General features: G+C 72.1%; 26 protein-coding genes. 16 read left to right on the top strand and 10 right to left on the bottom strand.

Annotated elements, in window-relative coordinates; translation table 11 throughout:
• Positions 1-4 precede the first annotated feature (4 nt).
• The 7 genes from rpmJ (at position 5) to truA (ending at position 4642) form a co-directional block, all read left to right on the top strand.
• A complete protein-coding gene (gene rpmJ / locus BKA00_RS23905; protein ID WP_021596712.1) occupies positions 5-118 on the top strand; it encodes a 50S ribosomal protein L36 in 114 nt (37 codons plus the stop codon).
• 198 nt (positions 119-316) lie between these two features.
• Positions 317-697, top strand: coding sequence for a 30S ribosomal protein S13 (gene rpsM / locus BKA00_RS23900; protein WP_141580668.1), 381 nt, complete (start codon positions 317-319; stop codon positions 695-697).
• A 48-nt stretch (positions 698-745) separates the two neighbouring features.
• Positions 746-1147 (top strand): 30S ribosomal protein S11, encoded by a 402-nt coding sequence (gene rpsK / locus BKA00_RS23895; protein WP_021596710.1) that lies wholly within the window; start codon positions 746-748, stop codon positions 1145-1147.
• A gap of 19 nt (positions 1148-1166) precedes the next feature.
• A complete protein-coding gene (rpsD, locus tag BKA00_RS23890) occupies positions 1167-1793 on the top strand; it encodes a 30S ribosomal protein S4 (protein WP_185028455.1) in 627 nt (208 codons plus the stop codon).
• 103 nt (positions 1794-1896) lie between these two features.
• Positions 1897-2910 carry a DNA-directed RNA polymerase subunit alpha gene (locus BKA00_RS23885; protein ID WP_067454600.1) on the top strand — a complete coding sequence of 338 codons (1014 nt, stop codon included), beginning with the start codon at positions 1897-1899 and terminating at the stop codon, positions 2908-2910.
• 95 nt (positions 2911-3005) lie between these two features.
• Complete coding sequence (gene rplQ, locus BKA00_RS23880; RefSeq protein ID WP_185028453.1) at positions 3006-3536, top strand: 50S ribosomal protein L17; 531 nt, start codon at positions 3006-3008, stop codon at positions 3534-3536.
• Positions 3537-3748: 212 nt separating this feature from the next.
• The gene (gene truA / locus BKA00_RS23875) at positions 3749-4642 is read left to right on the top strand and encodes a tRNA pseudouridine(38-40) synthase TruA (protein WP_185028451.1); all 894 of its coding nucleotides are present in this window, start codon (positions 3749-3751) and stop codon (positions 4640-4642) included.
• A gap of 31 nt (positions 4643-4673) precedes the next feature.
• Here the strand turns inward: truA and BKA00_RS23870 are convergent, their stop codons facing one another.
• The 3 genes from BKA00_RS23870 to BKA00_RS23860 all read right to left on the bottom strand — a co-directional run bounded on the left by BKA00_RS23870 (position 4674) and on the right by BKA00_RS23860 (position 8270).
• A complete protein-coding gene (locus BKA00_RS23870) occupies positions 4674-6146 on the bottom strand; it encodes a hypothetical protein (protein ID WP_185028449.1) in 1473 nt (490 codons plus the stop codon).
• Between the two features lie 24 nt (positions 6147-6170).
• Positions 6171-7370 carry a hypothetical protein gene (locus BKA00_RS23865; RefSeq protein ID WP_185028447.1) on the bottom strand — a complete coding sequence of 400 codons (1200 nt, stop codon included), beginning with the start codon at positions 7368-7370 and terminating at the stop codon, positions 6171-6173.
• A gap of 120 nt (positions 7371-7490) precedes the next feature.
• Positions 7491-8270, bottom strand: a complete 780-nt coding sequence (locus BKA00_RS23860; RefSeq protein WP_185028445.1) for a CAP domain-containing protein — start codon at positions 8268-8270, stop codon at positions 7491-7493.
• Between the two features lie 761 nt (positions 8271-9031).
• Between BKA00_RS23860 and rplM the strand changes: the two genes are divergently transcribed.
• The 3 genes from rplM to glmM all read left to right on the top strand — a co-directional run bounded on the left by rplM (position 9032) and on the right by glmM (position 11581).
• Positions 9032-9484 carry a 50S ribosomal protein L13 gene (gene rplM / locus BKA00_RS23855; protein ID WP_089314922.1) on the top strand — a complete coding sequence of 151 codons (453 nt, stop codon included), beginning with the start codon at positions 9032-9034 and terminating at the stop codon, positions 9482-9484.
• Between the two features lie 101 nt (positions 9485-9585).
• The gene (gene rpsI / locus BKA00_RS23850; RefSeq protein WP_185028443.1) at positions 9586-10095 is read left to right on the top strand and encodes a 30S ribosomal protein S9; all 510 of its coding nucleotides are present in this window, start codon (positions 9586-9588) and stop codon (positions 10093-10095) included.
• 142 nt (positions 10096-10237) lie between these two features.
• Positions 10238-11581, top strand: a complete 1344-nt coding sequence (glmM, locus tag BKA00_RS23845) for a phosphoglucosamine mutase (RefSeq protein ID WP_185028441.1) — start codon at positions 10238-10240, stop codon at positions 11579-11581.
• Between the two features lie 34 nt (positions 11582-11615).
• On the opposite strand, the gene BKA00_RS23840 is transcribed toward glmM, so the two are convergent.
• Positions 11616-11939, bottom strand: coding sequence for a hypothetical protein (locus BKA00_RS23840; protein WP_185028439.1), 324 nt, complete (start codon positions 11937-11939; stop codon positions 11616-11618).
• 19 nt (positions 11940-11958) lie between these two features.
• Entirely contained in the window at positions 11959-12651 is a 693-nt protein-coding gene (locus BKA00_RS23835) for an HNH endonuclease family protein (RefSeq protein ID WP_185028437.1), read from the bottom strand.
• 135 nt (positions 12652-12786) lie between these two features.
• Between BKA00_RS23835 and BKA00_RS23830 the strand changes: the two genes are divergently transcribed.
• From BKA00_RS23830 to BKA00_RS23810, 5 genes are all read left to right on the top strand, one after another.
• Positions 12787-13743: a DUF389 domain-containing protein gene (locus BKA00_RS23830; RefSeq protein ID WP_185028435.1), complete on the top strand. Its 957-nt coding sequence runs from the start codon at positions 12787-12789 to the stop codon at positions 13741-13743.
• An 86-nt stretch (positions 13744-13829) separates the two neighbouring features.
• Positions 13830-14789, top strand: coding sequence for an ABC transporter ATP-binding protein (locus tag BKA00_RS23825; RefSeq protein WP_185028433.1), 960 nt, complete (start codon positions 13830-13832; stop codon positions 14787-14789).
• Positions 14786-15664 (top strand): ABC transporter permease subunit, encoded by an 879-nt coding sequence (locus BKA00_RS23820; protein ID WP_185028431.1) that lies wholly within the window; start codon positions 14786-14788, stop codon positions 15662-15664. Before BKA00_RS23825 ends, BKA00_RS23820 begins: the two co-directional genes overlap by 4 nt.
• Positions 15664-16575: an ABC transporter ATP-binding protein gene (locus BKA00_RS23815; protein WP_185028429.1), complete on the top strand. Its 912-nt coding sequence runs from the start codon at positions 15664-15666 to the stop codon at positions 16573-16575. The genes BKA00_RS23820 and BKA00_RS23815 overlap by 1 nt, the downstream gene beginning before the upstream one ends.
• Positions 16572-17288, top strand: coding sequence for an ABC transporter permease (locus BKA00_RS23810; protein WP_185028427.1), 717 nt, complete (start codon positions 16572-16574; stop codon positions 17286-17288). Before BKA00_RS23815 ends, BKA00_RS23810 begins: the two co-directional genes overlap by 4 nt.
• Here the strand turns inward: BKA00_RS23810 and BKA00_RS23805 are convergent, their stop codons facing one another.
• From BKA00_RS23805 to BKA00_RS23790, 4 genes are all read right to left on the bottom strand, one after another.
• Positions 17289-17915: a response regulator gene (locus BKA00_RS23805; protein WP_185028425.1), complete on the bottom strand. Its 627-nt coding sequence runs from the start codon at positions 17913-17915 to the stop codon at positions 17289-17291. It abuts the gene before it with no gap.
• A gap of 1 nt (position 17916) precedes the next feature.
• Positions 17917-19086 (bottom strand): sensor histidine kinase, encoded by a 1170-nt coding sequence (locus BKA00_RS23800; RefSeq protein WP_185028423.1) that lies wholly within the window; start codon positions 19084-19086, stop codon positions 17917-17919.
• Positions 19087-19091: 5 nt separating this feature from the next.
• A complete protein-coding gene (locus BKA00_RS23795; protein WP_185028422.1) occupies positions 19092-21260 on the bottom strand; it encodes an MMPL family transporter in 2169 nt (722 codons plus the stop codon).
• A 97-nt stretch (positions 21261-21357) separates the two neighbouring features.
• Complete coding sequence (locus BKA00_RS23790) at positions 21358-23574, bottom strand: DUF4132 domain-containing protein (RefSeq protein WP_185028420.1); 2217 nt, start codon at positions 23572-23574, stop codon at positions 21358-21360.
• Positions 23575-23727: 153 nt separating this feature from the next.
• Between BKA00_RS23790 and BKA00_RS23785 the strand changes: the two genes are divergently transcribed.
• Entirely contained in the window at positions 23728-25098 is a 1371-nt protein-coding gene (locus tag BKA00_RS23785) for an alkaline phosphatase PhoX (protein WP_185028418.1), read from the top strand.
• A 6-nt stretch (positions 25099-25104) separates the two neighbouring features.
• Here the strand turns inward: BKA00_RS23785 and coaA are convergent, their stop codons facing one another.
• On the bottom strand, positions 25105-26046 hold the full coding sequence (coaA, locus tag BKA00_RS23780; protein ID WP_185028416.1) for a type I pantothenate kinase: 942 nt from the start codon (positions 26044-26046) through the stop codon (positions 25105-25107).
• Positions 26047-26086 lie beyond the last annotated feature (40 nt).

The following is a 26086-nucleotide window of genomic DNA, read 5'->3' as shown; positions in this document are numbered from 1 at the left end:
CCCAGTGAAGGTCAAGCCGAGCGTCAAGAAGATCTGCAACAAGTGCCGCGTCATCCGCCGGCACGGCCGGGTCATGGTCATCTGCTCCGACCCGCGCCACAAGCAGCGTCAGGGCTGACGCTCACAACCCAGCAAGCGCACCGCAGCCTTCACACGGCCGTACGCGCCGGGTCCGGGAACTCCGGGATCCGGCCGTACGGCAGTGTCGTGTGGAGGGGCACCCCCGGACCTCCGGAGGCCGGGGCCGCCACCCGGGCAGGGTGTACGCGGAGGCGGTGCGTCCATACCTCCGGACGAATGAAGGGAACTGCCCACTATGGCACGCCTCCTCGGCGTCGACCTCCCGCGCGACAAGCGCCTCGAGGTCGCTCTCACCTACATCTTCGGCATCGGCCGGACGCGGGCGCTGGAGACCCTCTCGGGTACCGGCATCAGCGGCGACCTGCGCGTGCACCAGCTCGGCGATGACGAGCTGGTCAAGCTCCGCGACTGGATCGAGGCGAACTACAAGATCGAGGGTGATCTTCGCCGCGAGGTCCAGGCGGACATCCGCCGCAAGATCGAGATCGGGTGCTACCAGGGCATCCGGCACCGTCGCGGGCTTCCGGTGCACGGTCAGCGCACGCAGACCAACGCGCGCACCCGCAAGGGCAAGAAGAAGACCGTGGCCGGCAAGAAGAAGGCCGGCAAGAAGTAGTCCGGAGTCGGTCCTCCGGATCGATGACCTCAAGAGTAGAGAGAGCACATGCCTCCTAAGAGCCGTGTCGGCGCCAAGAAGGTGCGCCGCAAGGAAAAGAAGAACGTCGCTCACGGGCACGCCCACATCAAGAGCACGTTCAACAACACGATCGTTTCGATCACCGACCCCAACGGCAACGTGATCTCCTGGGCCTCCTCGGGCCACGTCGGGTTCAAGGGCTCGCGCAAGTCCACCCCGTTCGCCGCGCAGCAGGCCGCCGAGGCCGCCGCCCGGCGCGCGATGGAGCACGGCATGCGCAAGGTCGACGTCTTCGTGAAGGGCCCGGGCTCGGGCCGCGAGACCGCCATCCGGTCGCTGCAGGCCACCGGCCTCGAGGTGGGCTCGATCCAGGACGTCACGCCCGTTCCGCACAACGGCTGCCGCCCGCCGAAGCGTCGCCGGGTCTGAGCAGGGGAGATCTAGAACAATGGCTCGTTACACCGGTGCGGACTGCAAGCTCTGCCGCCGCGAGAAGATGAAGCTGTTCCTCAAGGGCAGCAAGTGCGAGGGCCCGAAGTGCCCGATCGAGATCCGTCCCTACCCGCCGGGTGAGCACGGTCGCGGTCGGCCGAAGGAGACCGAGTACCTGCTCCAGCTCCGCGAGAAGCAGAAGGCGCGGCGCATCTACGGCGTGCTGGAGCGGCAGTTCCACAACTACTACGTCGAGGCGACCCGCCAGCAGGGCAAGACGGGTGACAACCTGCTCATGCTGCTGGAGCGCCGGCTCGACAACGTCGTCTACCGGGCAGGCTTCGCCAAGTCCCGCGACATGGCCCGCCAGCTCATCCGGCACGGCCACATCCGGGTCAACGGCAAGAAGGTCAACATCCCGTCGGCCCTGGTCGGCGAGGCCGACATCGTCGACGTGAAGCCCAAGTCGCTGGAGATGACGCCGTTCCAGGTCGCCAAGGCCGAGGTCGGCGACCGCCAGGTTCCGGCGTGGCTCGGGGTCGACGGCGAGAAGATGCGGATCCTCGTGCACTCGCTGCCCGTCCGGCAGCAGATCGACGCTCCCGTCCAGGAGCAGCTGATCGTCGAGCTCTACTCCAAGTAGGGGCTCAACGCCCGCCGGGGCCCCTGTTGGGGTCCCGGCGGATCGGGGAAGAATCCAGAACGCGGTAGTCAAATAGCGGGCACCGCGGAAAGAAGGCACCACCATGCTCATCGCTCAGCGTCCGACTCTCACCGAAGAGCAGGTCGACGAGTACCGGTCGCGGTTCACCATCGAGCCGCTGGAGCCGGGCTTCGGCTACACGATCGGCAACTCGCTTCGCCGTACCCTGCTCTCCTCCATTCCCGGTGCGGCCGTCACCAGCATCCGGATCGAGGGCGTCCTGCACGAGTTCTCGACCGTGCCCGGGGTGAAGGAGGACGTCACCGACATCATCCTGAACCTCAAGGAGCTCGTCGTCTCCTCGGAGCACGACGAGCCCGTCGTCATGTACCTGCGCAAGCAGGGCCCGGGCGAGGTGACCGCGGCCGACATCGCGCCGCCGGCGGGCGTGGAGGTCCACAACCCGGACCTGCACATCGCCACGCTGAACAACAAGGCCAAGCTGGAGATGGAGCTGACGGTCGAGCGCGGCCGCGGCTACGTCTCGGCCGCGCAGAACAAGCAGCCGGGCCAGGAGATCGGCCGGATCCCGATCGACTCCATCTACTCGCCCGTGCTCAAGGTCACCTACAAGGTCGAGGCCACCCGAGTCGAGCAGCGCACCGACTTCGACCGCCTCATCCTGGACGTGGAGACCAAGCAGGCGATGCTGCCGCGCGACGCGGTCGCCTCCGCCGGCAAGACCCTCGTCGAGCTGTTCGGGCTGGCCCGGGAGCTCAACGTCGAGGCCGAGGGCATCGACATGGGCCCGTCCCCGACGGACGCCGCGCTCGCCGCGGACCTGGCCCTGCCGATCGAGGAGCTGAACCTCACGGTCCGCTCCTACAACTGCCTGAAGCGCGAGGGCATCCACTCGGTGGGCGAGCTCGTCGCCCGCAGCGAGCAGGACCTGCTCGACATCCGCAACTTCGGCGCCAAGTCGATCGAAGAGGTCAAGCAGAAGCTCAACGACATGGGCCTGTCGCTGAAGGACTCCCCGCCCGGGTTCGACCCGAGCGCGGCGGCCGACAACTACGGCGACGACGACCAGGGCTACGCCGAGACCGAGCAGTACTAGGAACCCGAGTCCGGCGGCCGGGGGCCCGCGGTCCCCGGCCGGCCGGAACCAGCTGACACCGGTACCTGACACGGCCGGTGCAGGAAGGAAACGACATGCCCCAGCCCACCAAGGGCGCCCGCCTCGGCGGCAGCGCGGCGCACCAGCGCCTGATCCTGGCCAACCTGGCCACGGCGCTGTTCGAGCACGGCCGCATCACCACCACCGAGGCCAAGGCCCGGCGGGTGCGTCCGCTGGCGGAGAAGCTGATCACCAAGGCGAAGAAGGGCGACCTGCACAACCGCCGCCTGGTCGCCAAGACGATCCGCGACAAGGGCGTCCTGCACGAGCTCTTCACCGAGATCGCGCCGCGCTTCGAGAACCGTCCCGGCGGCTACACCCGCATCACCAAGATCGGGCCGCGCAAGGGCGACAACGCCCCGATGGCCGTGATCGAGCTGGTGCAGGAGCAGCTGGCGGCGTCCGGCGGCGTGGCCGCCCCGGCGCCGAAGGCCGAGGAGACCGAGGCCGAGACGGACGAGACCGCGACCGAGGCCGGGACCGAGGCCGACGACACGGCCGCCGTCGACGCCAAGGACGAGGCCGCCGGAGACGCGGAAGCCAAGGACAAGGGCGAGAAGGAGTAATCCGCCGCTTGAACTGGGCGAGCGTTTGCTCGACATTCGTGAGGGCCCGCCGTTTCCATCGGGACGGCGGGCCTGAACTTTGCCAGACTTGATCGCATGGTCATGGCAGGAGGGCGAGGGTTCACCGGGGAGCGCGTCAGGGGAGTGCCCGACGAACGCGGGGTGGTGCCCGGAGGGATGGACGGACGTTGCAGAAGGACGACTCGGCTGACATGACCGCACTGGTACGACTCCGGCTCGACATCTCCTACGACGGGTCGGACTTCGCGGGCTGGGCGAGGCAGCCGAACCAGCGGACCGTCCAGGGCGTCATCGAGGACGCCCTGGCCCGGATGCTGCGCCTGGACCCGCCTCCCATGCTCACCGTCGCCGGCCGCACCGACGCCGGCGTCCACGCCCGCGGGCAGGTCGCCCACCTCGTCGTCCCCGTCGCCGCCTACTCGGCGATCAACGGGACGATGCCGCGCCGTCTCGCCGGGCTGCTGCCCCCGGACGTGCGGGTGTGGCGCGTGTCGATCGCCCCGGAGGGGTTCGACGCGCGGTTCTCCGCGCTGTCGCGCCGCTACGTGTACCGGGTGTGCGACAACCCCTTCGGGGTGGAGCCGCTGCGCCGCCACGACGTGCTGTGGCATCCGCGTCCACTGAACCTCGGCCTCATGAACGAGGCCGCGCGCAGGCTGGTCGGCGAGAACGACTTCGCCGCGTACTGCCGCAGGCGGGAGGGCGCGACGACGATCCGCGAGCTGCTGCGCTACGAGTGGGCGCGCGACGACCGCGACCCGCATCTCGCGCTCGCCACCGTGGAGGCCGACGCGTTCTGCCACTCGATGGTCCGCGCGCTCGTCGGCGCGCTGCTAATGGTGGGGGACGGGCGCCGCGAGGTCGAGTGGCCCGCGCAGGTGCTCGCGGCTCGCGTCCGGGACTCCGGCGTGAACGTGGCGCCCGCGCACGGCCTGTCGCTGGAGGAGATCCGCTACCCGGAGGCCGAGAGCCTGGCCAGGCGCGCCCAGGAGACCCGCCGCGTCCGGACGCTGAACGCGACGGCCGCGGCGGCCGCCGACCAGCCCGCCCCGCCCGGCGGCGCGGCGCCCCGGCCGGGCGCCTGACCCCGCGGTCCCCGGGGCGGGGCTCCGCGCCTCAGCCCCGGGACCGCGCCACGATCGGGCGCAGGTCGTAGTCGAGGAACAGCTGCGCCGCCTTCTTGATCGTCGGGTCGCCGGGCTTGGCCTTCTTCCCGTTCGCCCACTGGACGTAGGCGTAGGCGACGTAGCGGCCGCGGACGGTCGCCGCCGCGTACCCGCCGGCCTGGTCGATGTCGGGGGACCGCTTGCCCGCCATGCCGCGGAACCACTCGTAGCGGGCGGGGTCGCCGGCCTTGCTCACGGCGATCGCGGCCGCCTTCGTCGGCATCACCGCGATGCCGGAGGTGACGGCGAGCTTGGTCTGCGGGTCGATGTAGGTGGCGCGGACTATCTTGCGGCACTGGTCCCTGCGCAGGGCGGCGAGCATGGAGCCGCGGGCGGCGTAGGTGACGTCCCGGTTGAGCGACCAGCGGTCCCGGAGGTAGGTCCGGTCGCCGAAGCGGATGGTCTCGGTCGGGAAGACGTCGCGGAACGTCAGGTCGGCGGTGTCGGTCTTCTCGTTGGTGATGTCCACGGGGACGGTGGCCGTGGCGGACGGGGTGACCGCGGGAGTGGTCCGCGCCGCGGCGGGGGCCTCCGGGGTCTTGCCGCCCTTGTCCTGGTCGCCGTCCGAGTCCGTTCCGCCGATGAGGAAGAGGGCGCCGACCGCGGCGAGGATGACCGCGGCGACGCCGCCGATCAGCACCGGGCGCCCCTTGCCGGCGCTCCGGCCGGTGACGGGCATGCCCTGCGGCGGGTGTCCGGGCGGCGGGGCGTCCGCCGGGGCGGTGCCGTCGGTGTGGAAGAGCGGTGTGCTCCCCGGGGCCTGGTCGGCGCCCGCCGCGCCCACCGCGGCCGGGTCGGCGTGCGGGAACGGGCCGCTTCCGGTGGGCGGGACGACGCCGGGCGGCAGGATGGCGTCCGGGACGAGAACGGGCGCGAGCGAGGCGGCGTCCTCGGCCTCCTTGGCTTTCTCGAACGCCGAAAGCGACGCGGGGGTGCCCGTCGCGCTGTCGGTCACGGCGGGGTGGTCCACGGTGGCCTCGGTCTCTGGTGTGACGGCCCCCGCGCCCCCGCCTCGCGGCCGCGCGTCCCGGAACCCGCCCTGGACGGGCGGGACGGGCGGGAAGCCTTCGGGGTCGGTCTCGTCGGGGGAGATCGGCGGCTTGACGATCGGCTCGGCGGGGACGGCGCCGCGGGAGTCGACGCGCGGGACGCCCGCCCCGGCGACGAGGGTCCCGGGCGGTGCCGAGGCGGCCGGGGGAGCGGCGGGGACCTGGGGGGCGGAGACGCCGGCCTCGTCCCGGGCGTCCTCGACCACGGGCGCCGAGAGCATCTCCGGCATCGCGGGCGCCTGCTCGGCCGACGGAGCGGTGTCCGCGGACTCCGCGGCCCACCAGGGGGCCTCCAGCCCGAAGGCGGGGAGCTTGAGGGGAGCGGCCTCGCCGGCCGGCTCGCCGGGCTCCCGTGCGTCTCTAGGTCCAGACATAAGCAGTGAGGGTAGTCATGGGGGTCACTTCCGGAGGGGCTTGCCTTCGGTCTCCCGGTAGTGCAGCGCCAATGCCAGGTTGCTGCCCTTGACCAGCTGGGTGCCGAAGACCCGGACGGCGGCATGGTACTTGGTGGAGATCTTCTTGCCGTCCGGCCGCTGCACCCAGGTCATGATGACGTAGTGGCCGCGCGCCTGCGAGGTGCCGAGCGCCTCGCCCTTGCCGACGTTCTTGCTGGCGCCCTTGCCGGGCAGCGCCACCAGGAACGCGTCCTTGGCGGCGGCGGCCTTGACGGCCTTCTTGGCGGCGGCCTCGGTCTGCAGGTTGAACACGCCGACCGTGCCGACGAGGGAGCCGTTGCTGAGCGCGTAGGTGGCCCGGAGCGCCTGCGTGCAGCGTCCCTTCTTGAGCGAGGCCGCCAGGGTGGTGCCGCCGACGACGCCGGCGCAGGACTTCTTCGCGACGGCGGCCGTCCGCACGTACTTGAGTTTGCCCGTCTTGAACGACGCCTTGCCGAAGACCTCCTTGAGGGTCAGCGGCGCGGGGTCGGTGGTGCGGCTCTGCAGCTTCACCGGAGCCAGGACGGGCTGCGTGGGGCTCGGCGTGGCCTGCGGCTGCTGGGACACGGCCTGCGTCGGCTCCGTCTTCGGCTTGGAGTCGCCCTTCAGCATCGACGACAGCCCGACGCCGCCGCCGATGAGGAGGATCCCGGCGACCGCGGCGCCTCCGATGATCAGCGGCAGGTTGCGGCGGCGCTCGGGGCGCTCGGGCGCGCCGGACGGCCCGGGCGGCATGCCCTCGTAGGAGCCGAACCCGCCCTCGCCCGGGGAGTTCTGGCCGAAGGCGCCGCCGGCCGCGGACTCGTCGCCCCACGCGGGCGGCTGGTCGGACCAGGCCGCGGTCCGCTCGCCGGGCGCCTCGCTTCCGGGCGCGCCGCCGCCGTAGGGGGCGCCGCCGAACGCCTCGTTGCCGAACTGGTCCTGACCAGATTTGTCCTGGCCGAACTGGTCCTGGCCGGACTTGTCATCGCCGAAGCCGCCGCTACCGAAGCCGCCGTTGCCGAACGCCGGCGGCGTGCCGGTGCCCTCGTCGCGCGCCGCGAGAGGGGATTCGTCGTTGTCGGGGCCGTACGGCGGCGCTTCGGCTCCGGGGCCGTACGGCGCGTGCGGCGACTGCCGGTGAGGCCAGTCGCCGGGTTTGCCTTGATCGCCCGGATAACCCATGGGTTGGACCTTACCGTTCCTCGTTCAGGGCTCTGGACCTTCGCGACACCCACCATGACATGGGGGCGAACCGGACGCCGGTGATTTGCCGAAGGTCGTGTCCCCGCCGGGTGGGGGCGGTCACTTCCAGCCGAAGTCCTGCGTCCACAGCGGCCCGCCGGACCCCGAGGCCATCCCGACGCCGATGGCGCGCAGGCCGCAGTTCAGGATGTTGGCGCGGTGGCCGGGGCTGTCCATCCAGCCCTTCACGACGGCCGACGCGGTCGGGTAGCCCTTGGCGATGTTCTCCGCCCCGGGGCTGTCGTACCCCGCGTCCCCCATCCGCTTCCACGGGCTGTCGCCGTTGCGGGACGTGTGGTCGAAGTAGTTGTTGGCCGCCATGTCCGCCGAGTGCTTGCGGGCCGCGGTGACGAGCCGCGCGTCGGTGCGCAGCGCCGGGCAGCCGTGCTTGGCGCGTTCGGCGTTGGTCAGCGACACCACGCTCGCCTCGGGGCCGGACGAGCCGCCGGAACCACCGGAGCCGCCGCTCGGGGGCTTGCTCGCGCCCGGCGTCGAAGGGGCGTCCGACCCGGAGGGCCTCGTGGTCTTCGAGGGCTTGGCCGACGCGCTCTTCGGCGGGTGGATCACCTTCAGCGGCGGCGTCTGCTCCTCGGCCGTCGGCGCGGGAGCGGCTCCGGTCCGGCCGCCGCGTGCTCCCGTTCCCGAGCCGGAACCCGAGCCGGAACGCGAGCCTTTGCCGGTCGCGGCGAGCGGGTCGCTCTGCGGCCCGGCCGGGACCTCCACCGAGGGGCTGCGCTCCGTCCCGGAGGCGGACGTCTGCTCCGACCGGAACTGGGGCAGGACGAGCCGGTCGATCACGACGCCGGTCCCGAGGGCGAGGGCGGACGCGGTGGCGGCCACGACGATCCCCTTCGCGCCCTTCTTCTTGGGGCGCTTCCCGCCCGGCGGGCGGCCGTTCCAGAACGCGTCGCCGTCGCTCGGCCGCCGCTCGGCGGGCGGGGGTTCCCGGCGGGCGCGCCGCGGGCCGCTGGCGACGAGTTCGTCACGGTAAGGAGGGACACCGGGCCGCGGGGGAACGTCACGCGGCGCGGAGGCGTCGCGTCCTGCGGGGCCGGGGCGCCCGGCGTGGCCGGGCCGGCGGCCTCCGGCGGGGTCTGCTGGTCTGCGGGGAGTGGTCAGCGGGGGCTCCCGGGTGCGGGCCGGCGTGAGCCGGCGTGGACCGGTCGCCCGGCACCATATCCCGATATGGACCCTCTGTTACGGAAATGTTTCCAGAAAGAGCTGAATCGCAACAAAGAGTGATCACTGCGGTGCTGACCGTCTACTTCCCGGCAATCCTGGCCATACGGCATACTGGGCACGCGGCTGGAAGTGCCACGGCGGCTCGTTTTGACCCGTGCGCGTGTGGCCGAGTATCCTGCGTGTTTGTTGTGTGCGTCGGCGCCTGCTCGCTGCAGGCGGGAGGCGCGACGACCTGTCGGTGTGTCCCCATCATGTGCGCCCCCGTGGCCGCGTGCGCGGGCCCCGGCATCCCGGAGCGCCGGGTCGGATGATCCTCTGATCGGCGCGAGCAGGATTCCGCTGCCAAGTGGCACCCGTCCGCCAGGACGGGTGGAGGATCGAAACCGCTGAGAGTCGACGAGAAACGAAGGCTTACGACCGTGCGCACGTACACCCCTAAGCCCGCTGACGTCCAGCGTCAGTGGTACGTCATCGACGCGACCGATGTCGTGCTGGGCCGTCTCGCCAGTCAGGTCGCACAGCTGCTCCGGGGTAAGCACAAGCCGATCTACGCCCCGCACCTCGACACCGGTGACTTCGTCGTCATCGTGAACGCCGACAAGGTGGCGCTGTCGGGCAACAAGCTGGAGCAGAAGCGGGCCTACCGGCACTCCGGCTACCCGGGCGGTCTGCGCTCGGTGAGCTACGGCGACCTGCTGGCCAAGCACCCCGAGCGGGCGGTCGAGAAGGCGATCAAGGGCATGCTGCCCAAGAACTCCCTCGGCCGGAAGATGTTCGGCAAGGTGAAGGTCTACGCCGGGCCGGAGCACCCGCACCAGGCGCAGAAGCCGGTCCCGTTCGAGATCACCCAGATCAGCCAGATCAAGAAGTGACGCCCGCGCACGAGCCGATCGTGCGCGACCCGGAAGCAGAGGCCGCCGGGGCACCCGCCTGACGGGCCAGCCGCCCTGGCTAGAACACCCATAGGAGAACCGTGGACGACACCACCGGCGCCGAGCAGGCCGCCGAGCTCGACTCGTACGAGGAAGCGCCCTCCGAGTACAGCACCGAGACCCCCGAGGCCGCCGGCGAGGGCTTCCTCGGCCAGCCGGTCGCGACCGGCCCCGCGGCCGGCACCGGCCGCCGCAAGCAGGCCATCGCGCGGGTCCGCATCGTCCCCGGCAGCGGCCAGTGGAAGATCAACGGCCGCACCCTGGACCAGTACTTCCCGAACAAGGTGCACCAGCAGATCGTGAACGAGCCGTTCGTGCTGCTGGGCCTGGAGGGCCAGTTCGACGTGCTCGCGCGCGTGAACGGCGGCGGCACCACCGGCCAGGCCGGTGCGCTGCGCCTCGGCATCTCCCGCGCGCTGCAGTTCGCCAACATCGAGCACCGCCCGGCGCTGAAGAAGGCCGGCTTCCTCACCCGCGACGCGCGGGTGCCCGAGCGCAAGAAGGCCGGTCTCAAGAAGGCCCGCAAGGCTCCGCAGTACAGCAAGCGTTGATCGACGGCACGAGCCGTCGCACCCCGTGGCTTCTCCGCAGCCGGCCCGTACGGCCGGCGCACCCGGGTGCGGCGGCTCGTCCGCTTTTCCGGGTGTCCTCTCCCTGTTTTCCGGAACCTTCTCTCTGATCGGGAGTTGAACTGTGGCTCGTCTGTTCGGGACCGACGGCGTGCGCGGACTCGCCAACCGCGACCTGACCGCCCCGCTCGCCATGGACCTGTCCGTCGCGGCGGCGCGGGTGCTGGGGGAGCAGGGCGCGTTCAAGGGGCACCGCCCGGTCGCGGTGGTCGGCCGCGACCCCCGCGCCTCGGGAGAGTTCCTGGAGGCCGCCGTCGTGGCGGGCCTCGCGAGCGCCGGGGTGGACGTGCTGCGGCTCGGCGTCCTGCCGACGCCCGCGGTGGCGCACCTGACCCACGCGCTGGACGCCGACCTCGGCGTGATGCTGTCGGCCTCGCACAACCCGGCCCCCGACAACGGGATCAAGTTCTTCGACCGCAGCGGCTACAAGCTCCCCGACGAGCTCGAGGACCGCGTCGAGGCGCGGCTCGGCGACGCGTGGGAGCCGCCGACCGGCGCGGGCGTCGGCCGCGTCCGGGAGGCGCACGGCGCGGTCGAGCAGTACGTCGCGCACCTGCTGACCACGGTCCCGGTGTCGCTGGACGGCCTGCGCGTCGTCGTCGACTGCGCCAACGGGGCGTCCAGCGACGTCGCCCCCGAGGCGCTGCGCCGCGCGGGCGCCGAGGTCATCACGATCGGCACGGCCCCCGACGGGCTGAACATCAACTCCGGTTGCGGCTCCACGCACCTGGAGGCGCTGCAGAAGGCCGTCCGCGAGCACGGCGCCGACGCCGGCATCGCCAACGACGGCGACGCCGACCGGTGCCTGGCGGTGACCGCGGGCGGCGAGGTCGTCGACGGCGACCAGATCATGGCGATCCTGGCGCTGGACCTGCGCGAGGCCGGCGCGCTCGCCGCCGACACCGTGGTCGCGACCGTGATGTCGAACCTCGGCTTCAAGCTGGCCATGCGGGAGGCGGGCATCACCGTCGTGGAGACCGCGGTCGGCGACCGGTACGTCCTCGAGGCGATGAAGGAGGGCGGATTCGGCTTCGGCGGGGAGCAGTCCGGCCACGTCATCATGCTGGACCACGCCACGACCGGGGACGGCGTCCTCACCGGCCTGCACCTGCTCGCCGCGATGGTCCGCCGCGGTCGCCCGCTGGACGAGCTGGCCAAGGTCATGACGCGGTTGCCGCAGGTCCTCGTCAACGTCAGGGACGTCGACAAGGACCGTGCCAAGACCTCCCCGGAGCTGGCCGCGGCCGTCGCCGCCGCCGAGGCCGACCTCGGCGACACCGGACGCGTCCTGATCCGCCCGAGCGGCACCGAGCCGATGGTGCGCGTGATGGTGGAGGCGGCGTCCGAGACGCAGGCCCAGTCGGTGGCCGAGCACCTCGCCGGCGTGGTCCGCACGGTCCTCGGCTGACCACGACCCGGCCGGGCGGGCACGGCCCGCCCGGCTAGCGCTCGTCGATCTCCAGCCGGCCGACCCTCAGGTGCCCGATCTCGACGGTCCCGGCCCGCAGGTGCTCGATGACCGCCCGCTTCACCGTGAGCCTGCCGATCGCGACCGCGCCGACCGCGACCGCGCCGAGGGCCATGGCCCCGAGCGCCAGGGAGCCGAGCCCGTTCCCGGCCCGCAGCGTGAGCCCGGTCGCGGACGCGCCGGTCACCTCCGCGCCGGTCGCCCGCGCCCCCACGCCCCGCTCGGTCCGCACCCGCGGCAGGCCCCGCTCGGTGCTCTCCACGTCCTTCTCGGCGCCCTCGCCGCGCGATTCGCTCATGGACCGAGCTTAGGGCCGGTCAGCAGCGGGCGAGGAAGTCCTGGAGCGCGTCGTGGTCGGAGCGCGTCACCGGCAGCGAGTACTCCTTCGCGACCGCGACGTACTTGATCGCGTAGACGCACTGGAACCCCTTCTGGGGCTTCCACTCGCCGGGGCCGGAGTCGCTCTTGTCCCGGTTGGGCACGCCCCAGACGGCGAGCAGGTTGTCATGGTCGTTGGCGAACTGCTCGCGCTTGTCCTCGCTCCAGCGGGAGGCGCCCATGCGCCAGGCGAGGGCGAGCGGGTAGACGTGGTCGATCTGCACCTCGGCGGCGTCCTTCTTCTCGAAGGCGATCTGCTTGCCGCTGTAGGGGTCGTCCAGCCTCCCGGCGAGCACGATGCAGCGGCCCTTCTTCTCCACCTTCGTCAGGTCGCGGGCGAGGACGTCGTTGCGCTGGTCGCAGCCGTTGTGGTCGGTGTCCTTCCAGCGGGTGCCGAACTTGTCGCGCCGGTAGCCGTCGCGGTCCCCCTCGGATGCGATCCGGAGCCCGGACAGGTTCTTGCGGGCCTTGGCCTCGTCGCCGGAGGCGGGCTTGGTCGAGCCGGACGAGGGCGAGCCCGTCTCCGAGAGGCCGACGTCGCCCTCGCAGCCCGCCGCCGCCAGCGGGACGGCGAGCGCGAGGCCCGCCGCGGCCGTCCGAGCGGCCTTCAACAGCACCGACGCCTGTTTCATGACTTCACCGTCCTGGGGGAGTTTCTGGGCGTTTTTGCCATCTTGAAGGCAAATAATCGATCAAACATTGTGGCCTGGGCTTTCTCCGGCCGGGCGCGTGACCCACCGCCGCGACGCTTACGGCACGATTGGCCCGTGTTGCATCTCAGAGCGATCGTCCCGGCCGAGCGCACGGAAGCGGTCTGCAAGGAGCTGGCGGCCTGCGCCGGGGCGACCAACATCGTCGTGATCGAAGGCGCGGCCCGTGCCCCGCGGGGCGACCTCGTCACCGCCGACATCGCCCGCGAGTCGGCCAACGAGGTACTCGACGCGCTGCGCACCCTGGGCGTCGACCGGGACGGGTCGATCGCCCTCGACAAGGTCGACCTGACGCTGTCCGACCGCGCCGAACTCGCCAAGGACCTGGCGCCCGGGCACGGCGACGACGCCGTCGTCTGGGAGGAACTGGACCGGCAGGTGAGCGAGGGCACCGCGCTGACCTGGTCGTTCGTGGCGTTCCTCGTGCTGGCCACGCAGCTCGCCGCGATCGCCGCGCTGATCGACTCGCCGGTGCTGGTGGTCGGCGCCATGGTCCTCGGGCCGGAGTTCGCCGCGATCGCGGCCATCTGCTACGGGCTCGTCCGGCTCCAGCCCGGGCGCATCGTGCACGCCGTGCGGGCACTGGTCATCGGGTTCGCCGTGGCGATCGCGGTCACCTACGCGTGCGCGCTGGCCGCCCGGTGGACCGGCGTGATCGAGCTGGACCGCCTGCCGGACGACCGCCCGCTCACCGCGTTCATCTACAGCCCGGACCGCTGGTCGTTCATCGTCGCGCTGCTCGCCGGCGCCGCGGGCGTGCTGTCGCTCACCGCGGGCAAGTCGTCGGCGCTGGTCGGGGTCTTCATCTCGGTCACCACCGTGCCGGCGGCGGGCAACCTCGCGGTCGCGATGGCGCTCAAGCACGGCAGCGAGGTCAACGGGTCGCTGCTCCAGCTGGGCGTGAACGTCGCCGGAATGATCATCGCGGGGACGCTGACCCTGCTCCTCCAGCGCGCCGTGTGGTACGTCGTGCTGCGGCAGCGCGGCCGAAGGAACGCGGTGCGGGGAACTTAGGTCGCACCGGGCATCGGACGAAAGGCTCCCCCTGATCGCCCTTCAGGGTGACGTGCCGCGCGGAGCCAGCCGCTAGGTTCGACGGTATGCCCATCATCGCCACCCAGGGCCTGACGATGAGGTTCCCCCGGGTGACCGCCTTGGACGATCTGTCCGTGGCCGTCGAGCCCGGAGTCGTCGGCCTGGTCGGCGCCAACGGCGCCGGCAAGTCGACGCTCATCAAGATCCTCCTCGGGCTGCTGCCGCCCACCTCCGGGACCGCCACCGTCCTCGGCCTCGACATCGCGCGCGAGGGTCTGCGGATCCGGGAGAGCGTCGGGTTCATGCCCGAGTACGACTGCCTGCCGCCGGACGTGTCCGCGACCGAGTTCGTCGTGCACATGGCCCGGATGTGCGGGCTGCCGCCGACCGCGGCCCGCGAGCGCGCCGCCGACACCCTGCGCCACGTCGGCCTGTACGAGGAGCGCTACCGTCCCATCGGCGGCTACTCGACGGGGATGCGCCAGCGGGTGAAGCTCGCGCAGGCCCTCGTCCACGACCCGAAGCTCGTCTTCCTGGACGAGCCCACCAACGGCCTCGACCCGGCCGGGCGCGACGAGATGCTCGACCTGATCCGCCGGATCGGCACCGAGTTCGGGATCAGCGTCCTCGTCACCTCGCACCTGCTGGGGGAGTTGGAGCGGGTCTGCGAGCACGTCGTCATCGTCGACGGCGGGAAGCTGCTGCGCTCCCAGGCGGTCGAGGCGTACACGGCCGAGAGCGGCGTGCTCACCGTCGAGGTGGACGACGGGCGCGACACGCTCGGACGGCACCTCTACGACCAGGGCGTGGCCGTCCGTCCGGAGGGCCGGTTCCTCGTCGTGGACATCGCCGGCGAGCAGACCTACGACCTGGTCCGCGACGGCGTCGCCGAGCTGGGGCTCCGGCTGATCCGCATGGAGCAGCGCCGCCACCACATCGAAGAGGTCTTCCAGACGCCGCCCGCACCCACGGCCGCGGCCGGAGGGGTGCAGTCCGGCGACGTGCAGGAGGGGGCGCCGCGATGAGCACCAGCACCATCCACGACATCGGCTACCGGCACTACGAGGGGCGCCGCAACGGCCGCGCGTACGTGCTGCGGTCCCTGTACGTGCACAACCTGCGCGCCGCCTACGGCCTCGGCCGTCCCGCGAGGGCGAAGGTGATGCCGTTCCTGCTGGGGGCGATCATGCTGCTGCCGGCCGCCGGGTCGGTCGCGGCGTTCGCGTTCACCAAGCAGGAGGACGCGCTGTTCCGCTACGCGTCCTACGCCAACATCATGCAGGTCATCGTGGCGATCTTCCTGGCCACGCAGGCGCCGGTGCTGGCCTCGCGGGAGGTGCGCTTCCACGTCATCCCGCTGTACTTCTCGCGCCCGGTCGGCCATCTCGACTTCGTGCTGGCGAAGGCCGCCGCGATGGCGACCGCGCTGTTCGCGCTGATGGCGGTGCCTGTCACCGTCCTGTACGTGGGCGGCCTGATCTCCAAGATGCCGGACTCCGGCGAGCAGCTGCTGAAGTACCTCGGCGCGCTCGTCGGCTGCGTGCTGTTCGCGCTCGTCCTGGCCGCCATCGGGATGGTGGTCGCGGCGTTCACCCCGCGGCGCGGGTTCGGGGTCGCGGCGGTCATCGCCGTCTACATGATCAGCGCGGCGTTCGTCGGCGCCGTCCAGGGGATCGCCGAGGCGCAGACGAACTTCACGCTCCAGGGCTGGGCGGGGCTGTTCACGCCGTTCAACCTGGTCGACATCGTCCAGGTGCGGCTGCTCGGCGCCCAGTCGTCGTCCGCCGGGGTTCCGTCCGGCGTCGCCGGCGGCGTGGTCGCCCTCGCGGTGTGCGCCCTGATCGTCGTCGGCTCGGTCGCGGTGCTGTACCGCAGGTTCCGGAAGGCGGGCCTCTCCTAATGAGTGAGCTGGTACTGGAGAACGTGTCCCGGTGGTACGGGAACGTCGTCGCCGTCAACGGCGTGACGATGAAGGTCGGGCCGGGCGTCACCGGGCTCCTCGGCCCGAACGGGGCGGGCAAGTCGACGCTCATCCACATGATGGGCGGGTTCCTCGCGCCGTCGTCCGGCTCCGTCACGCTCGACGGGACGCCGATCTGGCGCAACCCGGGCGTGTACCGCAGCCTCGGGCTCGTGCCCGAGCGGGAGTCCGCCTACGACTTCCTCACGGGCGAGCAGTTCATCCTCGCGATGGCCAAACTGCACAAGCTGCCCGATCCGCGCGCCGCGGCCCGCCGCGCGATCGGCCTGGTGGAGATGGACTACGCGGCCGGGCGCCCCATCGGCAACTACTCCAAGGGCATGAAGCAGCGCATCAAGATGGCGTCGGCGCTGGTGCACGACCCGCCCGTGCTGCTGCTCGACGAGCCGTTCAACGGCATGGACCCGCGGCAGCGGCTCCAGCTGATGGACCTCATCCAGCGGATGGCCGCCGAGGGCCGCACGATCCTGTTCTCCTCGCACATCCTGGAGGAGGTGGAGCGGCTCGCCAGCCACATCGAGGTGATCGTGGCGGGGCGGCACGCGGCGTCCGGCGACTTCCGCAAGATCCGGCGGCTGATGACCGACCGGCCGCACATCTTCCTCGTCCGCTCGTCCGACGACCGGCGGCTCGCCGCCGCCGTCATCGCCGACGGGTCGGCCCGCAGCGTCCAGCTCACCGACAAGGGCCTGCGGGTCGAGGCGGTCGACTTCCAGCGCTTCACCTGGCTGCTGCCGCAGGTCTCGCGGGACGCCGGCGTGCGCCTGTGGGAGGTCTCCCCGTCCGACGAGTCCCTCGAAAGCGTCTTCTCCTACCTGGTGGCCCGATGAATGGCACGATCGCGATGATCACGTTCCGGGCGATGCTCGGACGCAAGCGCGCGCTGCTCCTGCTGGGGCTGCCGCTGCTCCTGCTGGTGCTGGCGGTGGCGCTGAAGGTGACCGGCAACGACGACCTGGACGTCTCGGCGAACGTCCTGCAGAAGTTCGGCCTGGCGACGCTGCTGCCGCTGCTCGCGCTGATCGCCGGGACCGGGGTGATCGGCCCGGAGATCGACGACGGCCAGATCATGTACGTGCTGACCAAGCCGATCCCGCGCGAGGTGATCGTGCTGACGAAGCTGGTCGTGGCGATCGTGCTGGTGACGGCGTTCGCGGCGGTGCCGACGCTGCTGGCGGGGCTGATCCTCACGGGGACGACCGCGCAGCTGACGCCGGCGTTCGCGGTCGGCGTTCTGGTCGGCGGTGTCGTCTACAGCGCGGTGTTCGTCGCTCTGGCCGTCGCGAGCCGCAACGCCGTCACGATCGGCCTGCTGTACGCGCTGGTGTGGGAGTCGCTGCTCGGCAACTTCGCGCCGGGCGCCAAGTCGGCGTCCATCCAGCAGTGGTGCCTGTCGGTCGCGGACGCGCTGACCGGCGCGTCGCCGGTGAGGTCGACCGTGGACCTGCCCGTGGCGGTCGGGCTGCTGGTCGCGGTGACGCTGGTCGCGGCGTTCCTCGCCACCTTCCGGCTCCGCTCCCTGCCCGTCGCCAGCGCCGACTAGCTAGCGGGTGAGGAGGCCGCGGTCCATGGCGACGACGACGGCGTGCGTGCGGTCGCCGACGTCCAGCTTCGCGAAGACGCGGAGCAGGTGCGTCTTGACGGTGGCCTCCGCGATGACGAGCCGCCGCCCGATCTCGGCGTTGGACAGTCCGTCGGCGACCGCCCGGAGAACCTCGATCTCCCGGGCGGTCAGCGCGGCCGGCTCGGGGCGGCGCATCCGGGCGACGAGCTTCTCGGCCACGCGCGGCGCGAGGACGGTCTCGCCGCGCGCCGCCGCGCGGACGGCGTCGGCCAGCTGGTCGCGGGTGGTGTCCTTCAGCAGGTAGCCGACGGCCCCGGCCTCGATCGCGCGCTCGATCTCGGTGTCGGTGTCGTAGGTGGTGAGGACGAGGACGCGGGTGCCGAGGCGGCCGATCTCGCCGGTGGCCGCGACGCCGTCCAGCACGGGCATCCGCAGGTCGAGCAGCGCGACGTCGGGCCGCAGGCGCTCGGCCAGGGCGATCGCCTCGCGGCCGTCGCCCGCCTCGCCGACGATCTCGATGCCGGGATCGGCGGCCAGCAGCGCGACGACGCCCGCGCGCATGACGGTGTGGTCGTCCACCACGATGATCCTGAGTTTCGCGGTCATCTCACGCCCTCGCGGGGATCATGGCGAGGATCCGGGTGCCCTCGCCGGGGGAGCTGGTCACGGTGAGCTCGCCGCCCAGTTCGGCGAGGCGGCGGCGCATGCCGTCGAGGCCGAAGCCGCGCGACCCGGCCACCGCGAAGCCGCGCCCGTCATCGGTGATCTCCAGCTCGACGCCGTGCGGGTGCCGTTCGAGGACGACGCCGACCGTGGAGGCGGCGGCGTGCTTGCGGACGTTGGCGAGCGACTCCTGCGTGCAGCGCAGCAGCGCGATCCGGGTCGTCTGGTCGCACTCGACGTCGGGCAGCTCGGCGTGCACGGTGAGCCCGGTGTCCTCGGCGAACCGGTCGAGGGTGCGGCGCAGGGTCCGGGCGACCGACGCGGGCGCGACGCTGCCCTGCGACGCCGCCCCGACGAGGACGCGGGCCTCGGCGAGGTTCTCCCGCGCCGTCTGCTCGATCGACACGAGCTGGCGGCCGCTGCGGTCCGGGTCGGAGCGCAGGCCGTCGCGGGCCGCCTCCGCCAGGACGACGATGGACGCGAACCCCTGCGCGAGCGTGTCGTGGATCTCGCGGGCGATCCGTTCGCGCTCGTCGGCGGCCCCCTGCCGGCGCTGCGCCTCGGCGAGGCGGCGCTCGGCCTCGGCCAGGTCGGCTTCGAGGAGCCGGGCGCGCTCGTCGTGCTGCCCGACGACCCGGTGCATCCACAGCCCGAGCAGGACGCCCGCCGCGTACCCGATCAGCGCGGCGATCGAGTTGCCGGTGAGCGGCTCCCCGTCCGGGACGCCCCGGGCGGCGTCGCCGGCGACCGCGGCCGCGGCGGCGGCGCCGCTGAGCAGCACCGCGCGCCGCGGGGTCCCCGCGAGGATCCAGAAGTGCGGGAGGGACGTGATGAGCAGGGACGCGGCGCCGCCCATCAGGTAGGAGACGGCGCCGATCCCCGCGATCAGCGCGCCGAGGAACGCGTTCCGGCGCGTCACCGGGTTCCCGGGGAACGTCTCCGTGATCGGGTAGCAGAGCCCGAGCGCGGACAGCAGCGCCAGCGTGGGAGCCCGGGTGCCGTCCGGCTGGTCGGCCACCGCCAGGGCGGGCGGGACCAGTCCGAAAAGGATCCAGGCGGCGGCGTACCACCTGCGGAGCGCCCGCACCTGGGGGCGTTCACCGGGCTGAACCATGCCGGTCAGCCTATGGTCTGCGGCAGGGCCCCGGCCTCGCCGTCCGGCGTCCGGCGGGCGCCGGGCCGGCGCCGCCCGCCGGGCCACCAGCACCGGTCGCCGAGCAGCAGCATCAGGGCGGGCAGGACCGTGATCCGGATGACGGCCGCGTCCAGGAGCACCGCCACGGCCAGCGCGAAGCCCATCTGCTTCAGCTCCATGATGTGGACGGTGGCGAAGCCGCCGAACACCGTGACCATGACGAACGCGGCGCTGGTCACCACGCTCGCCGAGCCGCCGACCCCGTCCAGCACCGCCTGCCGGGTCGGGACGCCGCGCAGCGCCGCCTCCCGGATCCGGCTGATCACGAACACCTGGTAGTCCATCGACAGCCCGAACAGGATCACCAGCAGGAACAGCGGGACGCGGGAGCCGACCGAGCCGGTGGAGGTGAAGCCGAGCGGCCCCTCCGCCCACGTCCCCTGGAACACCAGGGTGAGCAGGCCGAGGGAGGCGCCGGCCGACAGCAGGTTCAGCACCACGCCGATCAGCCCGAGGACGACGGAGCGGAACGCCCACACGGTCATCGCGAACGTCACCAGCAGCAGCGCCCCGATGACGAACGGCAGCTTGCTCTCCTGGTGCTCGGGATAGTCGGCGTAGCGTGCCACGTCCCCGGTCACGGCGGTCTCCGCGCCGAGCTTCCCGACGGTCTCGGGGACGTACTCGCCGCGGACCCGCTCCAGGGAGCGCCGCGCCGCGTCGGTGGACACGTGGTGCGGCACCGCGAGTTCGAGCAGGCTGATCCGCCCGTCGGGCGAGGTGCGCAGCTCGGACGTCCCGGCGAGCAGAGGGTCGGCCTTGGCCCGTTCCGCCAGGGCGCGCAGGGACGCGGTCACCTCGCCGGCGCGTCCGGCGTCGGCCCTGACGACGATCTGGTGCATGGCCTTCAGCTCCGGGAACGCCGCGTTCAGCCGGTCGTAGGTCCGCATCGCCGGGATCTCGCGCGGGTGGCTGTCGCGGCCCATGTCGGTGAGGTCGATGCTCAGCAGCGGCGCGGTCAGCGCCAGCATCGCCGTCACGGTCACGGCCAGCGTCGCGGCCGGGTGCCTTCCGGTGGGACGCAGCATCGCCCGGGTGATCCGGCCGCCGCCGGTCCGCGGCGGCTTCGGCGCCCGCCCGCGCCGGACGGCCCGCCGCTCGGCCCATCCGCCGAGCTTGGCCAGCACCGCCGGGAGGACGGTCAGCGAGCTGACGACGGCGATGAGCGTGACCACGATCGCCGCGGTCGCGATCGAGGAGAAGATCACGTCGTCGGCCAGGTAGAGGGTCGCGCTGGACGCGGCGACCGCCAGCCCGGACACCACCACCGAGCGCCCCGACGTCGCCGCGGCGGTCTCCACGGCCGCCCGCGCGTCCAGCCGGCCGCCCGAGCGGGCCCGCTCCTCGCGTTCCCGCTTGAGGTAGAAGAGGGTGTAGTCGACACCGACCGCCATGCCGATCAGCAGGATCACGCTGGCGCCCACCCCGGCGTCCGGGAAGACGTGCGAGGCGAGCATCGACAGGCCGATCGCCGCCGCGATCGAGGTCAGCGCGAGCACCACCGGCACGACCGCCACCGCGAACGAGCCGAACACCAGCAGCAGCGTGACCAGGGTGATCGGCAACGCGATCATCTCGGTTCGGGCGAGGTCGTCGTCGCGCAGCTCGCCCACGCCCTTGCTGATGGACGGGCCGCCGGTCTCCTCCACCCGCACGTCCGGGTGCGCGGCCTGGACCGCGGCGGTCTCGGCCCGCAGCGGCTCGACGTGCTCCTTGCCCTGGAGTTCGGAGCCCTTCAGCGTCACGTCGACGCGTACCGCCGAGCCGTCCTTCGACCGTACGGGCGCCGACACGGACGCGACCTCGGGCAGGCGCCCCATCCGCGCGGCGGCGTCCCGCGCCGCCGCGTCGGCGGCCGCGCCCCCGCCGGTGACCAGCACGCGCTCGACGGGCCTCTGCTGGAGCCCGCCCTCGGCGGCGATCGCCTCACCCCGGCCGGCCTCGCCGATCCGGAAGTCCTCGGTCGTCGCCGCGTGCCCGCCGGCCGCGACGCCGATGCCGAGGCACAGCACCACGAACAGCAGCCAGGCCGCCATGCCGCGCCAGGGATGCCCGGCGCTCCACCGGGCCATGCGTACGAGTAGATCCGTCATACCCGAAATGCTGGCCGCGGGGCCCCGGCGCGCATGAGCCTCGACCGGTGGAACCTTCCGTCCACCGATCGGTGGACGGAAGGCGCCGGTCCGCGGGTCAGGCGGTGAGGCGGGCCAGCTCGGCGAGCATCTCCGACGCGGTGACCGGGTCGAGCGCGCCGAAGGGATGCGCCTTCCCGGAGTAGCGGCCCGTCATCAGCATGACGCGCTCGATCTTCTGCTCCGCGAACTCCTCGGGGTCCAGGACGCGGATGCCGGGCTCGAACGCGACCATCACGTGCCGGTCGTCCGGGGTGATCAGGTTGACCTGGCGGCGGAACCCGCCGGTCTCCTTGTCGCCCAGCTCCCAGCCCCGGGACGTCATGCCCATGAACTTGCCGAAATGGGCGGTGACCCCCTCGAAGCGGGCCAGCCGACTGGCGTCGCGCTCGCCGTCCTCCAGCTCGTGGACGGGGCGTCCGAGCTGCGGGAACGGCTGGAGGATCTCGTAGTCGCCGAAGACCGACGCCCAGGCCGCCGCGGTGTCCTTCCCGAGCAGGACCGGGTGGGGGAGCGTCACGCGGGCGTCCTGCGGGAGGACGTACTCGTCGTCGTGGACGTCGGCGAGCGTGCCGTCCTCGGCGACCCGGAACGCGGTGCCGTCCGCCGACCACACCAGGCGGCGCGCGATGTGGCGCATCAGCGGGTGACCCGCGAAGACCGAGCGGAACTCCCCGGGCGCCCAGGAGCGCCCGGCCACCATGGCCTTCTCCAGCCGCTTGATCTGGTCGGCGGCGACCGCCCGGGCCTCCTTCTTGAGGTCGGCGAACCGCTTGTAGGCGAGCGGCGCGAGCGTCTCGTCGTCCCTGACGCCCGGCTTCGGCAGCGTCGTGCGGGGCTTGCCGTCCTCGTCGGCCACGAAGGGCTTGAGCTGCTCGTCGAAGCCGACGACGAAGCGGCGCGTGCCGTAGTCGAGCGTCATCGACCCCTCGGCGTTCAGGCCGAGGTCCGGGACGAGCAGGTCCGCCAGCTGCTCGGAGGTCAGCCCGCGCTCCCGGGCGGCGGCGTTCAGCAGGCCCTGCGCGCGGGGGCGCAGGTGCTTGGGGTCGGCGCCCCGCCGGACGATGCGGTCCAGGTGGCGCAGCCTGTCGTCGGCGGGCATGTCGATCGCCATGAGGACGCCGAGCGCCGTCCACCCCTTGAACGTCCAGGTGTAGTAGTTGTCCCAGCGCACCATCCGGTCGGCCAGCCGGGCGGCCGTCGTCGCGTCGCCGAGGCGCCGGAGGGCGTACTGCACGCCTTGCGACGCCCACAGGCCGCTGCCCCGGTCGTGGACGCTGAGGGCGAGGGCGAACTCGGTCAGGGAGGCCGGGTCGCACAGCTCGATGACCTGCTCACAGCCCGGGTACGGGTCCTCCGGAGTGGAGATCAGCAGCATCGTCACGAAGTGGCGGACGGCCTCCGCCGGCAGCGCCCTGTCGCGGCCGCGCAGCAGCAGCCGCGGAAGCTTGCCGACGGTCTCCTCGTTCCACTCCGGCAGGTCGTCGGGGTACTGGTCCAGGGGGTCGGTGCGCAGCGCCTCTATCGCCGCGACCGCCTCCTCCCCGTAGGCTCGCGCCGCGTCCGCGAGGCAGCCGCTGCCGTGCTCGCGGGCGATCAGCGTGAGGCCCTGCTCGGCCTTCGTGCGCTTGGGTCCGGGCTTGCGCAGTGCTTCCGGAACGACGAACGGGGCCGCGCCGGCGCCGTGCCAGGTGAACCAGAGCCGCGCGGCATCGTCGACCCGGCCGAGCGCGCCGATCATGATCTGCGCGGTGGCGTCGTCCAGGAACGGGACGAGCGCCGCCGCGCAGGAGATGTGCCCCTTCGCCGCGTTGAGCAGCAGCCGGTGGGCGGCGAGGCCGCGACGCGCGGCGAAGTGCTTCAGCGGGACCACGTCTACGTAGCTGTTCCAGTCGTCGTGGTAGCGCTCGTCGGCGAGAAGCTCGTCGGCGAGGTCGTCAGGACCCTGCATCATCAGCCAGTAGTAGCCGCGGCGCCGGTCCCCGCCCCGCGGGGACTCCAGCATCTCGCCACTGCGGAACCGCTCGGCCAGAGCCTTCCAGTCCGGCTCCTCGGGGAACGGCTCGTACGCCTTCGGGAACGTGTGCGGGGTCTTCGACCACCCGTCCCGCAACCCGGGCGGCCAGGACTCCACCGTGGGCGTCTTGGGCCGCTTCAACCCCTTCAGAACGACCGGTTCGGCACTCGCGGGAGGCCGACGCTTCCATGGCGGTTCGACGAGCAGGCGGGGCAGCGCGCTGATGGGGGCGTCCTCGACGCCGGGAATGTCGGTCATCGCTCCAGTTTCACGGCAGGCACGGACAGTATCGATCTTCAGACGCCGCGCCCCGATCCACGGTTCGCCCGGCTCCGAGGCGGTTCACTTTCGATGTGACGCGTGTTACAACGGGCAAGAGGATCTTGTAACGATCCATCAGGGAGTGTGCTCATGACAGTTTCGCGCCGCCAGCTCCTCGCCAGGACGGGTGCGGTGGGGGCGGGGATCGCCTTCACCGGAGCCGTGGAGCAGTTGTTCGCCGGAAGCGCGTCCGCCGCCCCGACCGGCGGCCACGACGGGTACGGGCCCCTCGTGCCCGACCCGAAGGGGCTGCTGGACCTGCCGCGCGGCTTCCGCTACACCGTCCTGTCCCGCGAGGGGGAGCCGCTGCGCTCGGGAGAGGGCCCGGTACCGAGCCACTGCGACGGGATGGCGGCCTTCCCCGGGCGCCGTGGCCGCACGTGGCTCGTCCGCAACCACGAGAACCGGCCGACCGCCGAGCACCGGGTCCCGGCTGTCGAGGGCGTCACCTACGACCCGGGCGGCCTCGGCGGCTGCACCGCGCTGGAGGTCGACGCGGCCGGGCGCGTGCACACCGAGCGCGTCGCCATCGCCGGGACGGCCGTCAACTGCGCGGGCGGCCCCACCCCGTGGCACACCTGGCTGACCTGCGAGGAGACCGAGGACAAGGCCGGCACCGGGAACTACACCAAGGACCACGGGTTCATCTTCGAGGTCGACCCGTACGACCAGGGCCGCACCGTCCCCGAGCCCCTCACCGCGATGGGCCGGTTCCAGCACGAGGCGGTCGCCGTCGACCCGCGCGACGGGACCGTCTACGAGACCGAGGACGCCTTCGAGAAGCCGTTCGGGCTGTTCTACCGGTTCCACCCGGAGCGGCCGCGCGGCGGTTTCGGCAGCCTGCGGGCCGGCGGGCGGCTTGAGGCGCTGTGCGTTCCCGGCGTCCCGGACCTGTCGGTCGTGCAGGAGCCCGGCACCGTGTTCGACCACGTCGAGTGGAAGAAGGTGCCCGACCCGCTCGCGGCGCAGACGCCGATCCGCTTCCAGGACTTCGGGTCCGGCGGCATCACCCACGCCCAGAAGCTGGAGGGCTGCTACTGGGGCGGCGACCGCGTCTACTTCGTGTCGAGCTTCGCGAAGAAGAAGGACGGCTCCCAGGCCGACCACTTCGGGCAGGTGTGGTCCTACGAGCCGCGCCACCGCCGGCTCACCCTCGTCATCGTGTTCGGCCCGGACACCGACGTCGAGAAGCCCGGCGAGTCGCCCGACAACATCTGCCTGGCGCCGCAGGGCGGCCTCATGGTGTGCGAGGACGGCAACGGCGCCCAGCACGTCTTCGGCGTCTCCCGCCGCCGCACGGTCTACCCGATGGCCCGCAACCGCCAGAACATCGGCACCGAGGACGAGCCGGAGTGGGGCGAGTTCGCCGGAGTCACGTTCTCCCCCGACGAGCGCACGATGTACGTGAACGTCTACACCCCGGGCACCACGTTCGCCGTAACAGGCCCCTGGTCCCGCTGACCCGCCTCAGATCCGACGCAGTCGGATCCTTTGCACGCTGTGCTTTTTGTCCTTGTGGAGGACGAGGGTGGCGCGGGCTCGGGTCGGGAGGATGTTGGAGACGAGGTTGATCTCGTTGACGTCGCGCCAGACGCGCTGGGCGAAGGCGGCGGTCTCGTCCTCGTCCAGTTCGTGGGCGTACTTGTGGAAGTAGGAGCGCGGGTCGGTGAAGGCGGTGCGGCGCAGCGCGAAGAGCCGGTCGATGTACCACTGCCGGATGTCCTCGACCCGCGCATCCACATAGATGGAGAAGTCGAAGAAGTCGGACACGCCCAGGGTGCCGGGCGGGGGCGCCTGCAGCACGTTCAGGCCCTCGACGATCAGGATGTCGGGGCGCCGGACGGTCTGCGCGGCGCCCGGGACGATGTCGTACTCCAGGTGCGAGTACACGGGGATCGACGCCTCCGCCGCGCCCGACTTGATCGCCGACACGAACCGGACGAGGGCGCGGCGGTCGTAGGACTCGGGGAAGCCCTTGCGGTCCATGATCCCGCGCTCGGCCAGAACGGAGTTCGGGTGCAGGAAGCTGTCGGTCGTGACCAGTTCCACGCTCGGGTGCTCCGGCCAGCGCGCGAGGAGCGTGCGCAGCAGCCGGGACGTCGTGGACTTGCCGACCGCGACGCTGCCCGCCACACCGAGGATGAACGGCGTGGGCCGCACCTCGCCGCCGAGGAAGCCGCTGACGGTGTCGCGCAGCCGCCCGTCCGACAGGAAGAACAGGTTGAGCAGCCGGGACAGCGGCAGGTACACCTCCTCGACCTCGGTGATGTCGATCGGGTCGCGCAGGCCGCGCAGGGCGTCCAGCTCACCGGGCGTGAGCGGGAGCGGGGTGTTCTCGCGAAGGCCGCGCCAGGCCTCACGGGAGAGTTCCACGTAGGGGCTCGGCACGCTGTCCCATCCGCTCGTCATGCCTGAACAGTAACCGGGCTGCGTTCCGGTCACCGGGTTT

The organism is Actinomadura coerulea, from assembly GCF_014208105.1.
GTDB classification, from domain to species: Bacteria; Actinomycetota; Actinomycetes; order Streptosporangiales; family Streptosporangiaceae; genus Spirillospora; species Spirillospora coerulea.
Note: the sequence above shows the minus strand (reverse complement) of the source record. Positions and strands in the feature narration are given on the sequence as shown.